The sequence below is a fragment of the Thermococcus argininiproducens genome (assembly GCF_023746595.1).
Classification (GTDB): Archaea; Methanobacteriota_B; Thermococci; order Thermococcales; family Thermococcaceae; genus Thermococcus_A; species Thermococcus_A argininiproducens.
This window is the reverse complement of sequence record NZ_CP080572.1, coordinates 704,756-716,441: the sequence shown is the minus strand read 5'-3', so window position 1 is coordinate 716,441 and position 11,686 is coordinate 704,756. Positions and strand designations below refer to the sequence as shown.

Genomic DNA, 11,686 nt, shown 5'->3' with positions numbered 1-11,686 from the left:
AGATGAAGAAAATCCTAGCTTTAATCAGCATCCTTACAATTTTACCCCTTATCAGTGCCCAATTTACAGTCTCTGAGATGGAATTAACTGTGTACACTGATGGTTATGTCAAAGTTCATTATCAAATAATTCCCGATGAATACTCCTCCCAGATAATTCTGCCGTTTTTAGGAGAGAACTACGAAGGACTGGCAGTCGTTGATGAAAATAACAGCCCATTAAATTTCGAGATTTACGACAGACATATAGTGATATATGTTGGCGAGGCCCAAATCGTTGATGTTTCCTATTATACACCAGATATTACATATAAAGAGGGACTAGTATGGACAATTAATGTTTCTAGTGAGTTTCCCTTTGATATAATCCTACCAGAAAATGCTGTCGTTGTGGATCTTTCAGAAGTGCCCCTCAAAATAGCCTCTAATTTAATAACAATGCCCCCTGGGAATCAAAGTATATCATACACTCTGGAATTCAAAGAAACTCCTGTGGAGGAAGGACAAAATTATGGCAAATACCTTTTACCATTAGGAATTTTGGTACTTATACTCCTGATTTCTATTGTCCTTGCCAGAAACAGGAGAAAAGAGCCCAAAAGAACAGAAACCCACATAGACAAAGAAGAATTCTTGAAAAAACTCGAGTCTTTTAATCTAAATGAAGACGAAAGAAGAGCATTACTTTATATCTTAGAGAAAGGTGGAAGAGCCAGCCAAGCAGAAGTGAGAACTGCTCTGGAGATACCAAAAACCACAGCTTGGAGAATGTTCAAACGTCTTGAAAAGCAAGGGTTAGTGAAAATAATCAAAGGAAGAAAAGAAAACTGGGTGGAACTCAAGCTTTGAGTTTACTCACCCCCATTCTTTCCCAATTTATCCAACAAGCATAAAATGGAAAGAAGACTCACCTCACCTTTGCTCCAAGTTTAACTTCTTTTTCTGGAGTTAGCAGAGCAACGTTTTTGCCATCATCTGCAGCTAGGATCATTCCCTGACTCTCGATTCCTCTGAGTTTCTTAGGCTCAAGGTTTGTTATTACAGCTACATATCTGTTGAGCAACTCTTCCTTTTTATAATATTTCTTCAGTCCTGCTACGAGTTGTCTGACTTCATCTCCAAGATCCACCTTAATCAAGTAAAGCTTGTCTGCATTTGGATGGTCTTCAATACCAATTATCTTTCCAACTCTTATGTCAAGTTTTGCAAATTCCTCAAATTTCACATAGCTCACCTTACTACCCTCCTTTTTTTCTCTTTTAGGTGTGATTTTCATTTTCTCCCCATAAATCCTCCTAAGAATTATCTCACTTTCATCCCCAAGTCTCTCTTTAGCTATCTTAATAACATCCTCCATTTTGTAGTACTTATCTAAGAGAATTCTTGCGCTTTCTGGATTCCCTTTGCCTATGTAGTTAACGACATATGCTATAATGTCTTCATCGCTGACCTTTCTAAAGAGAATCTCAGCCTTTCTAACTTTGTGGCCTGCTTCTAGTGGGACGAATTCCCATCTTTTCACTTCCTCAATGTTAAGCAGATGCCATATTTTTTCGCTTGCATCTGGAAGGAATGGCTCAAGGAGGATCCCAAGGGCCTTAACTAACTGGAGAGAAATATTTATTGTAGTTCCTGTTCTAACTTTATCAGTCTTAGCAGTCTTCCATGGCCTCTGATAGTCAAAGTACTGGTTTCCAAATATTGCTAGGGCCATTACTCTCTTGAGAGCTTCCTTAAACTGATATCTCGAAATAAGCCTACCTACTTCCTCCAAGGTTTTTTCAATTTCTTTAAGTGCTTTTCTATCAAGATCATCAAGTTCTCCAGTTTCTGGAACCTTTCCATCAAAATACCTGTTCACAAAGGTCAGTGCTCGGTGTACAAAGTTTCCAAGATTGTTCACAAGTTCCTCGTTTATTTTCTTTTTGAAGTCCTCAAAGCTAAAGTCACTGTCCCTTGTTTCAGGCATTATAGCCGTTAGGTAGTACCTCAAATAATCTGCAGGAAATGCATCGAGGAACTCATGGACCCATATCGCCCAATTTCTGCTTGTTGAGAACTTTCTTCCCTCAAGATTCAGGTATTCGTTTGCTGGTATATCATATGGAAGATTCCATTCAAACTTAGCATTATTATCCTCATACGTTCCATAAGCCATTAGGAATGCTGGCCAGAATATGGCGTGGAACGGGACATTGTCTTTTCCAATGAAATGAATTACTCTTGTTTCACCATCAATGTTGAACCAATATTTTTTCCACTCATTCTCTTTTCCAAGCTTTTTGAAGTGCTCTATTGTTATTGATACATACCCAATTGGGGCTTCAAACCATACATAGAGAACTTTTCCTTTAACATCTTCATCTTCTAACGGAACCGGAATCCCCCAACTTAGATCCCTGGTTATTGCTCTCTCTTCCAAACCTTCATTAATCCACCCTAACACAGTGTTCCTAACATTTGATTTCCAGTGTTCTTGCCTGAGAACCCAATTCTTAAGTTTTTCTTGAAAGTCTTGCATTCTTATATAGTAATGAGCTGAGTCCCTAAAGGTAATTGAGTTTCCGCAGATATTACATTTCGGATTTATAAGTTTCTCTGGAGTTAGTGGATGTCCACAGACTTCACATTGATCTCCTCTTTGCTCTTCTGCACCACAGTAAGGACATGTTCCAATAACATACCTGTCAGGCAAGAACATTTTATCGTGCTCACAATAAGCTTGTTTTTCAACTTTCTTAACTAAGTAACCATTTTCAAGAGCTTTAAGGAAGAACTCTTGACTTATACGATAATGAACCGGGAGCTCAGTTCTACCAAAGTAATCAAAACTAATTTTAGCCCTCTCAAAAGTTGTCTTGATGTGCTCATGATAATAATCAACTATTTCCCTTGGGCTCTTTCCTTCTTTAAGGGCTCTGAAAGTTATTGGTGTACCATGCTCATCTGTTCCACATATAAATACAACGTCCTCTCCTTTTAACCTCAAGTAACGTACGAATATATCCGCTGGCAGGTAGGCTCCAGCCAAATGCCCCGCATGAATAGGGCCATTAGCATAAGGCAAAGCAGATGTCACTGTGAACCTCATCCCTATCACCCCCAAAGACTAACTCGCTGCCCTTTATAAGTTCTCGCCAATTTTAAATATTACGGTGGGTTATTTTCATCTCATAAAAATATGCCTAGTAATATATATCTGTTCTCTATTCCAAGAGAGTTTTAACGCTTGAATTCTTATACATTTCCTTTCAAAAGCCTTATCATTGAGACTGATTTCATCTCCACCTTGAAGGGAGAGGCTTTCAGAAGAAAAAAGTGAAAGGAATATCTGAATTAATATTACCAAAGTATTTTAACTTTTGAATCAAAATTCCTCTGGTGAAAGTATGAAGGCAAGGCTCAGAGAAAAGTTTAGTTTTGATGCCGCACATGCTGTAGTAATTAATGGCGAACCAGAAGAAATACATGGCCATACGTTCAAAGGAGAAGTTCTAATCGAAGGGGAAGTTAAAGAAGGCTATATAATGGACTTTCTGGAACTAAGAAAGATAATAGAAATGACAATAACACCATTGAAACATAAAAATCTCAACAGAATATTTAAAAATCCAACCACGGAAAACATAGCCCTATGGATTGCTGAACAGATTAAAACAAACTTGCCGGAGAATATCAGACTTTACAAAATTGTTTTGTGGGAAGGAGACGAAAATGGGGTTGAATTCGAGTTTTAAGGCCTACCAAAAAGCTAAAAGTTGCACTACCAAAGATATAACGGGGGGTAGAAAATGAGAGACTTTTACATCGCTCATGAAGATGAGATAAAAAGCGGTGAAACTACTGATGTCTATTTTATCAGAACAAAAAAAGTTCTCGAGGAAAAGAATATTCATAAAAAAGTTTTTGCAGACATAAGCACCACATCACTCCCAAAAAATTGGAAATGGGGAGTTTTAGCAGGAGTTGAGGAAGTGGCAAAACTTCTGGAAGGTCACCCAGTGAACGTTTATTCTATGCCAGAAGGCACAATCTTCCACCCATACGAACCAGTAATGCAAATCGAAGGATACTACAAAGAATTTGGAATTTTTGAGACTGCTTTACTCGGAATGTTAAGTCAAGCAAGTGGAATCGCAACTGCAGCACTGAGAACAAAGATTGCAGCCAAATTTAAACCAGTATATTCATTTGGAATAAGACATATGCATCCAGCTATAGCACCAATGATAGATCGCTCAGCATTTATAGGGGGATGTGATGGTGTCAGTGGTGTTCTTGGAGCGAAAATGATAGGAGAAAAGCCTGTTGGAACGATGCCTCACGCTCTAATATTAACTATTGGAGACCAAGTCAAAGCATGGAAATACTTTGATGAGGTAATGCCTGAGGAAGTACCAAGAGTCGCTCTTGTAGACACGCTCTATGACGAGAAGCTAGAGGCATTAATGGCTGCTGAGGCCCTAGGAAAGAAACTAACAGCAATTAGACTAGATACACCAAGCTCTAGAAGAGGGAATTTCAAACGAATAATTGAAGAAGTAAGATGGGAGCTGGATTTAAGAGGTTACGAACATGTAAAAATCTTTTTAAGTGGGGGACTTGACGAAGAGAGCCTTAAAGAGCTCGTAGAGGTTGCAGATGCTTTTGGTGTGGGTGGAAGTATAGCAAGTGCAAAGCCAATAGACTTCTCTCTCGACATAGTAGAAGTTGAAGGAAAAGCTCATACAAAAAGAGGGAAACTCAGTGGAAGGAAACAAGTCTACCGCTGTGAAAAGGGACATTATCATAGAGTTCCAGCAGATAGACAACTCAAAAAATGCCCCTTATGTGGAGCAGAAGTTGAACCCCTCCTAAAGCCACTAATAAAAGATGGAGAAATAGTAGCAGATCTACCAAAGGCAAGAGAAATAAGGAAATACGTACTAGAACAAGCTAAAAAATTTGGACTCACATTAGAATAGTTTACTCTTTTTCAATATTTAATGAAAAAAGGAAAGAAATTCACTCAACTGTAATTGCTCCGGTTGGGCAGCTCTCTGCTGCTTCTTTTGCACATTCAAGGTCAGTTTCAGGTACAAGAACTTTGGCTTTTCCTTCCTCATCCATCTCAAAAACGTCTGGACAAATGCTTGCACAAACTCCACATCCAATGCATGTGTCCCTATCAACGACAACCTTCATTTCCGGCACCTCCTAAGAGCTTCAAAAATAGAAGGAGATAGAAGCTTAAAAACGTTTTCCCCACCAAAGGTGTGGGAGGGTATTTCCAAGCTCAACAAAAATGCAATACCCATTTAAAAAATGTTAGAGAATAATAAACTCAAATCATCCCAAAGCGCTTCCTAACTTCATCACTTATTCTATCTGGGGTCCAAGGCGGATCAAAAGTTAACTCTATTTCAGCATCTTTAACCCCTGGAATCTCAAGAACCTTTTGTTCCACTGCTTGAAGGAGCCACATGGTTAATGGGCACCCTGGAGTCGTCATAGTCATTTTAACATACACAGTATTATCGGGGCGCAGATCAATTTCATAAATGAGGCCTAAGTTGACAATGTCTATCCCCAGTTCTGGATCAATAACTTCTTTGAGCTTTTCTAGGATAAGCTCCTTCGTGAGTTTAACTTCCCTATTAACAGCTTGTTCTTCGTTCATTTTTTTCACCTGAAGAAAACTTTCAAACAACAAATTTAAACCTTATGGAACAAAAATGTGGAAAGAAAAATTCAAGTTGTAGAACTCTCGTCATCGTCGTAGAGTTCTTGCCCAGCAGTAATCTCATCTTCGTAACCTTTTGAACCTTCAATAGTTTGTATTCTAAACATGTAGCTCTTATACCAGTTATACTCTGGCATAACTTTTATTGGCAAGAGTTTCCATGCTCTAGTCTCTTCCACATAACCCCAGTTGACATATTCATTAAAGTTCCTTATTATATCTGTGATAACAACGTTGAACTCGGTTATGAGAAGCTTTTCTATCTGGTGCCATTTATCAGTAGAGCTTTCTCTTCTTGTTATACCAAAATACCCTGCACATCCAGGGCCTTTCAGTGTAGCTATTCCCCTTCCTACAAATGCTCTAACTGCATCTACTGTTTCGGGGGGATCTGTGATGAAAGTATCAAACTTTCTCAAGGCATACTCTGGTAGGGGTTTTCTAAGATCGAAAGTGAATATTTCTACATTATCATATCCTAGCTCCTCTGCTGTTTTTTCAATAAAGTTTGTAAGGCGTTCATCAATATCAAGAACCGCAATTCTCTTTGGAAGGCCTGAAAGCATTAAAGCAATGCTTGTGAGATCATCATCCCCCAAAACAAAGACCTCTTTATTCTCCAAGTCCCCTCTAGTATGCATTAAAGCAATTCTTGAGACTGTTGTTTCAGGAGTTACATAAGCTTGATCAAACTCATGTTTCGGTTCAGGCCTCTCTTTTACAATCTCTTTAAATTGCTCAAGAAGCTCGCTAAATGCATCGAGTTCAACCGTCTTTCCTTCACAATGTTTACAGGTATAATCCTCTCTTTTTCCAATCCCATACTTCTCCACGAGCTCCTTCCCCTTTTGAGTAAGAATTATGCCCTCTCTGAATTCAACGTAGTTTAACTCGTGGAGTGCTTCAACAACTGCAACTACAAGTGGAAGTGGTTCCTCACTTAGATCAACGATCCTCCATGGATTATTACTCGCTAAAATAGCACTTAATACATTCTCGATTTTTCTCTCATAAACCGGAATGGGGGTTTTCTCTTTAACTCTCTCCACAATATCCATCATCTTCACTCCCTCCGATTAAATTTTTAACAAAACCGTTGGAAGAAGTTCAGATGTACCCATTTTAAAGTTTTTGGAATACATTTTTAGCCTGTGCTCCCTTAAGAAGATGGGTGAATAGAATGGCAATTTATTTCATAGGTCTCGGACTTTATGATGAAAAGGATATCACTCTTAAAGGTCTAGAGATAGCAAAGAAGTGTGAATTATTATTCGCAGAGTTTTACACCTCCCTTTTAGCAGGAACCACCATAGAAAAAATAGAGCAACAGATAGGAAAACCTATTAGAGTTCTAAATCGAGAGGATGTTGAACTAAACTTTGAAAAGATAGTTCTCAAGGAGGCCAAAGAAAAGAACGTTGCTTTTTTAACCGCCGGAGATCCAATGGTAGCTACTACACACGCAGATCTAAGGATAAGAGCAAAACAGATGGGAATAGAAAGTTACATTATTCACGCCCCATCAATATACTCAGCCATATCGATAACAGGACTTCATATCTATAAATTTGGAAAAAGCGCTACTGTTGCCTATCCAGAAAAAAATTGGTTTCCAACAAGCCATTATGATGTACTAAAAGAAAACAAAGAACGTGGGCTCCATACTCTCCTCTTTCTCGACATAAAAGCAGAACAAGGAAGGTACATGACCGCAAATGAAGCTATGCGCATCCTTCTACAGATAGAAGAAATGAAGAAAGGGAATGTCTTCACTGAGAACACATTAGCAATCGTACTCGCTAGAGCAGGATCACTAACCCCCACACTTAAAGCAGGATACGTAAAAGAGATGATAAAAGAAGATTTTGGGAACCAACCTCACGTATTAATAGTCCCAGGCAAGCTTCACATAGTAGAAGCAGAATATCTCGTGGAATTTGCCAACGCCCCAAAGGAAATACTGAAAGAGGTTTAACCAAATTTCTTTCTTTTTCTGTTTATTGGGGCAATGTAGTGTTGATAAAAGGCTCTCAGCTTTCTTGTGTACTCTTCTACCCATTCTCCACTTATTTTCCTTCTAGCCACTCCATCTTTCATAGCTTGTTCTGCAACTGCTCTTGCTTCCATTGGATAAACTTCCGGGTGCAGGGGAGTAGGAATTATATACTCCTCAGAAAGTTCCTCATCTGAAACAACGTTAGCTATTGCCTCTGCCGCTGCTATGTTCATATTCAACGTTATCTCCTTTGCTCTCACGTCCAACGCTCCTCTGAATATCCCCGGAAATCCCAGAACATTATTTATTTGGTTAGGATAATCACTTCTGCCAGTAGCAACTATCTTAGCACCTGCTTTTTTGGCCTTTTCAGGCATGATCTCCGGAATGGGATTTGCCATTGCAAAAACTATAGCATCATCGCTCATTTTTTGGATTATTTCTTCATTTACACTCTCTCCTACACTGACTCCTATGAAAACGTCTGCTCCTTCAATGGCATCGATCAAATTCCCTTCTACGCCGTATATGTTAAATTTGGCCACTTCTCTTTTGTATGGATTTAAGCCTTCTCTGCCCTCATAGATTACTCCCTTCCTGTCTACCATCACTATTTCCTTAACCCCTTTATGGTGAAGAATTTTGGCTATTGCAATCCCCGCTGCACCAGCTCCTTTTATGGCTACTTTTATCTCTTCAAAGTTTTTCCCAACAATTTTTAATGCATTTATAAGTCCCGCTAAAGTAACAACCGCTGTTCCATGCTGATCATCGTGAAAAACTGGGATGTCCAGCTCCTTCTTTAATCTCTCTTCAATTTCAAAACATCTCGGGGCAGAAATATCCTCAAGATTTATACCTCCAAATCCCCTTGAAATCAGCTTTACAGTATTTACAATCTCATCGACTTCTTTAGTGTCTATTAGTATTGGAAAAGCATCTACTCCCGCTAACACTTTAAAAAGAACACATTTTCCCTCCAGAACGGGCATTCCGGCCAAGACACCAATATCTCCAAGACCCAGTACTGCAGAACCATCAGAAATAACAGCTACAGTATTTGGAATTACAGTATAATCCTCATAACTCCTCCCAGCAACAATAGATCTGCACGGTTCAGCAACCCCTGGGGTATAAGCCAAGCTGAGATCATAAGGATCCCCAACTTTCACCTTTGGAATAATTTCTATCTTACCATTTCCTGGAAAATTATTCCTATGATATTCAAGAGCATGTTCTGCAAGCCTTTTTCTAAATTCTTCATCAATCATTTACAACAACCCCTTCCTTCTCTTGTATGATCTTTTAAATATTTACGCTTCTTTTAATTTAACATATTTATGTCCAAAAATATTTAAATATCCTTATTATTTTAGCATTTTTGTATCAATTTGAGGTGAGCGAAATGTCGTGGTTCGAAGAGTATTTTGAGTTCACTGAGTATAGAACAAATATGAAAACCGAAGTGCTCGCCGGTATTACAACGTTTATGACTATGGCATACATACTCTTTGTGAACCCAGCTATATTGAGCGATGCAATAGGTAAGGAAGCATTTAACTCACTTGTAGCTGTTACAGCATTAGCAGCAGGAATATCCACAATAATAATGGGACTCTATGCAAAGAAGCCTTTTGCATTAGCCCCAGGAATGGGCCTTAACGCTTATTTCGCATACAGCGTTGTTATTGGAATGGGTTATGATTGGAGAGTTGCCCTCGCAGCTGTTTTCGTTGAAGGTATACTCTTCATAGTACTAAGCGTCACAAAAGTAAGAAGCGCCATAATACACGCAATCCCCCTGAGTCAGAAATATGCCGTTGGAGCAGGTATAGGTCTTTTCTTGACATTTATAGGTCTCAACGATGTGGGCCTTTTAACGGCCTTTGTTGATGAAAGTGGTGTCTTAAAGTTCACTGGCTTTAATGTATCCGCACTTGCCACGAAGCCCATAATACTATTCTTCTTTGGACTATTCCTTGCGGGAGTCCTTATCGCCCTTAGAATTAAAGGAGCTTTATTGATCTCAATCATCACTACCAGTATACTTGGATGGATAACTGGTGCTGCACCCTGGCCAGACCATATCTTTTCAACACCAAACATAAGCTACACCTTCCTAAAGCTTGATCTCCAGGGACTTCTCAATGTGGGGGCTATTGGTGTAGTATTTGCCTTCTTTATGGTAGATTTCTTCGACACGCTTGGAACAGTCACAGGATTGAGTGCCAAAGCAGGATTTCTAACAAAAGAAGGAAAAGTACCAGATGCTGAAAAGGTACTTTTAACTGATGCAATAGGTACGACTTTTGGAGCGTTGCTTGGCACTTCAACGGTTACTACATACATAGAAAGTGCGGCTGGTATAGAAGAAGGTGGAAGAACAGGAATGACAGCCCTCGTTACAGGCCTTTTGTTTCTAGCAGTAGGATTATTCATAGCCCCACTTGCCCAAGCTATCCCTGCATTTGCAACAGCCCCAGCTCTTGTTATAGTGGGTTACTACATGCTAAGTGCAATAAGAGGGGTAGACTTTGACGACGCAAGTGAAGCTATTCCAGCATTCCTAGTACTCATAACCATACCTTACACTTACTCAATTGCAGATGGAATAGGAATGGGCTTCATAAGCTACACCATACTTAAGCTCTTCAGTGGCCGTAGAAAAGAAATACACCCACTCATGTACATATTAACCTTGATCTTCATAGGATACTTTGCATATTTAGGAGGGGTCTTCTGACCCCCTAAAATTTAAGAAAAGAGCTTTTCTCAACTTTTTTCTTTAGACTCCTTCAGAAATTGCTTAAGCACATAAGGACAGTGCTCCTCTATGTACTTGGCAAATTCTTTCATTCTCTCAGCTGTTATTTCATGCACATAATGTTCAAACTGGCATGCATCTTCTTCTGCTATCTCAGGGGGGATCCCAAGGATTTCGGTGAAGAATTTCATTAAAAGTAGATGCTTTTGGTAGGTAGATTTTGCAACTTCTACTCCCTTCTCAGTTAGTAAAATCCTATCATATTTTTCATACTCAATAAATCCTTTCTCATTAAGCTTTTTGAGCGCATCAACAACACTCGGAGGCCTTACTCCGAGTTTTTTTGAGATATCTTTTACCCTAATTATCCCCTTATTCTTTTGAAGAATATACATAGTCTCCAAGTACTCCTCTTCCCTTTTACTTATTTCCACACACCTCACCTAGGTTAGAGTAACCTAAATAATTTAAGTGCTTTTTGGTTTTACATTTTTCTTTTGAAAGTCTCGCTCTTTAGGGTGGGTCTGAATGAAACCCCTCAAACCTCCCCATCTTGAAAAGCGGGGAGGAGGTCAGAAAGAATAATGGAAAAATTATCTAGCCAGTTCAATACCCCTCTCTAAGGCTAGAATATTAACTTCCCACAGCTTAGCCTTCAATGTTTCTTTAATACCCTCAATGAGGCTCTCCTTCCTTAGTGGTACCAAGCCCCTACCGTAAGCATAACCAAGCATTAAAACTCCAAGGGTCCGTGGATTAATTTTATCTGCCTCCTTTTGGAAATCCATCATTTCAACAGGACATATTCTTTTTAAGGCCTTCTGGACGTCATTCAGATCTGGATATTCCTCTTTCCCGACCAAAGTGGTGGCTGTGTGAATAGGATATGCATTAACTATTGCATAACTTTTTCCACTTAAAAAGCGAGCATTTCTTAAGGCCTCTGCAGGTTCAAGGGCCAGCATTAAATCAGCTTCTCCTTCTTCAATTAGAGGAGAATAAACCTCTTCTCCAAAACGAAGATAACTAAGCACGCTTCCATACCTCTGGCTCATTCCAAGAGTTTCACCAATTCTGACATTATAACCTTCTTTCATTGCGGCATTTCCAATGATTCTTGAAAGTGTAAGCCCCCCTTGACCACCAACACCGGTTATGATTAAATTGAACTCCATGCCTGTCACCGAGAATATTAAGAGAGAGGG

General features: G+C 39.3%; 11 protein-coding genes and 1 pseudogene. 5 read left to right on the top strand and 7 right to left on the bottom strand.

Translation table 11 applies throughout. The features are described from left to right. Positions 1 to 2 precede the first annotated feature (2 nt). Positions 3 to 848 (top strand): helix-turn-helix transcriptional regulator, encoded by an 846-nt coding sequence (locus tag K1720_RS03760; protein WP_251950049.1) that lies wholly within the window; start codon positions 3 to 5, stop codon positions 846 to 848. 58 nt (positions 849 to 906) lie between these two features. Here the strand turns inward: K1720_RS03760 and metG are convergent, their stop codons facing one another. Further along, positions 907 to 3,090: a methionine--tRNA ligase gene (gene metG, locus K1720_RS03755; protein ID WP_251950047.1), complete on the bottom strand. Its 2,184-nt coding sequence runs from the start codon at positions 3,088 to 3,090 to the stop codon at positions 907 to 909. A gap of 298 nt (positions 3,091 to 3,388) precedes the next feature. Here metG and K1720_RS03750 point away from each other — a divergent pair, with 298 nt between their 5' ends. Further along, positions 3,389 to 3,736 carry a 6-pyruvoyl trahydropterin synthase family protein gene (locus K1720_RS03750; RefSeq protein ID WP_251950045.1) on the top strand — a complete coding sequence of 116 codons (348 nt, stop codon included), beginning with the start codon at positions 3,389 to 3,391 and terminating at the stop codon, positions 3,734 to 3,736. A gap of 54 nt (positions 3,737 to 3,790) precedes the next feature. Beyond that, positions 3,791 to 4,963 (top strand): nicotinate phosphoribosyltransferase, encoded by a 1,173-nt coding sequence (locus K1720_RS03745; RefSeq protein WP_251950043.1) that lies wholly within the window; start codon positions 3,791 to 3,793, stop codon positions 4,961 to 4,963. Between the two features lie 40 nt (positions 4,964 to 5,003). Here the strand turns inward: K1720_RS03745 and K1720_RS03740 are convergent, their stop codons facing one another. The 3 genes and pseudogenes from K1720_RS03740 to bpsA form a co-directional block, all read right to left on the bottom strand. Continuing rightward, positions 5,004 to 5,183: a ferredoxin gene (locus K1720_RS03740; protein ID WP_251950041.1), complete on the bottom strand. Its 180-nt coding sequence runs from the start codon at positions 5,181 to 5,183 to the stop codon at positions 5,004 to 5,006. Positions 5,184 to 5,322: 139 nt separating this feature from the next. Further along, positions 5,323 to 5,628 (bottom strand): annotated as a pseudogene (locus tag K1720_RS03735) (metal-sulfur cluster assembly factor); the annotation flags it as partial. A gap of 101 nt (positions 5,629 to 5,729) precedes the next feature. After that, the gene (gene bpsA / locus K1720_RS03730) at positions 5,730 to 6,782 is read right to left on the bottom strand and encodes a N(4)-bis(aminopropyl)spermidine synthase (protein ID WP_251950039.1); all 1,053 of its coding nucleotides are present in this window, start codon (positions 6,780 to 6,782) and stop codon (positions 5,730 to 5,732) included. Between the two features lie 119 nt (positions 6,783 to 6,901). On the opposite strand from bpsA, the gene dph5 reads away from it, so the two are divergent. Then, positions 6,902 to 7,696 (top strand): diphthine synthase, encoded by a 795-nt coding sequence (gene dph5 / locus K1720_RS03725; RefSeq protein ID WP_251950037.1) that lies wholly within the window; start codon positions 6,902 to 6,904, stop codon positions 7,694 to 7,696. On the opposite strand, the gene K1720_RS03720 is transcribed toward dph5, so the two are convergent. Next, positions 7,693 to 8,988, bottom strand: a complete 1,296-nt coding sequence (locus tag K1720_RS03720) for an NAD(P)-dependent malic enzyme (protein ID WP_251950035.1) — start codon at positions 8,986 to 8,988, stop codon at positions 7,693 to 7,695. The two genes, dph5 and K1720_RS03720, sit on opposite strands and share 4 nt — an antisense overlap. Before the next feature lie 134 nt (positions 8,989 to 9,122). On the opposite strand from K1720_RS03720, the gene K1720_RS03715 reads away from it, so the two are divergent. Continuing rightward, positions 9,123 to 10,460 carry an NCS2 family permease gene (locus tag K1720_RS03715; RefSeq protein WP_251950033.1) on the top strand — a complete coding sequence of 446 codons (1,338 nt, stop codon included), beginning with the start codon at positions 9,123 to 9,125 and terminating at the stop codon, positions 10,458 to 10,460. A gap of 29 nt (positions 10,461 to 10,489) precedes the next feature. Here the strand turns inward: K1720_RS03715 and K1720_RS03710 are convergent, their stop codons facing one another. Further along, entirely contained in the window at positions 10,490 to 10,915 is a 426-nt protein-coding gene (locus K1720_RS03710; protein ID WP_251950031.1) for a metal-dependent transcriptional regulator, read from the bottom strand. 159 nt (positions 10,916 to 11,074) lie between these two features. Then, complete coding sequence (locus tag K1720_RS03705; protein WP_251950029.1) at positions 11,075 to 11,656, bottom strand: indolepyruvate oxidoreductase subunit beta; 582 nt, start codon at positions 11,654 to 11,656, stop codon at positions 11,075 to 11,077. Positions 11,657 to 11,686 lie beyond the last annotated feature (30 nt).

Excerpts from the sequence above, each read along its gene's own strand:
- K1720_RS03760 (WP_251950049.1), top strand. The coding sequence starts at position 3 with ATGAAGAAAATCCTAGCTTTAATCAGCATCCTTACAATTTTACCCCTT.
- metG (WP_251950047.1), bottom strand. The coding sequence starts at position 3,090 with ATGAGGTTCACAGTGACATCTGCTTTGCCTTATGCTAATGGCCCTATT.
- K1720_RS03750 (WP_251950045.1), top strand. The coding sequence starts at position 3,389 with ATGAAGGCAAGGCTCAGAGAAAAGTTTAGTTTTGATGCCGCACATGCT.
- K1720_RS03745 (WP_251950043.1), top strand. The coding sequence starts at position 3,791 with ATGAGAGACTTTTACATCGCTCATGAAGATGAGATAAAAAGCGGTGAA.
- K1720_RS03740 (WP_251950041.1), bottom strand. The coding sequence starts at position 5,183 with ATGAAGGTTGTCGTTGATAGGGACACATGCATTGGATGTGGAGTTTGT.
- bpsA (WP_251950039.1), bottom strand. The coding sequence starts at position 6,782 with ATGATGGATATTGTGGAGAGAGTTAAAGAGAAAACCCCCATTCCGGTT.
- dph5 (WP_251950037.1), top strand. The coding sequence starts at position 6,902 with ATGGCAATTTATTTCATAGGTCTCGGACTTTATGATGAAAAGGATATC.
- K1720_RS03720 (WP_251950035.1), bottom strand. The coding sequence starts at position 8,988 with ATGATTGATGAAGAATTTAGAAAAAGGCTTGCAGAACATGCTCTTGAA.
- K1720_RS03715 (WP_251950033.1), top strand. The coding sequence starts at position 9,123 with ATGTCGTGGTTCGAAGAGTATTTTGAGTTCACTGAGTATAGAACAAAT.
- K1720_RS03705 (WP_251950029.1), bottom strand. The coding sequence starts at position 11,656 with ATGGAGTTCAATTTAATCATAACCGGTGTTGGTGGTCAAGGGGGGCTT.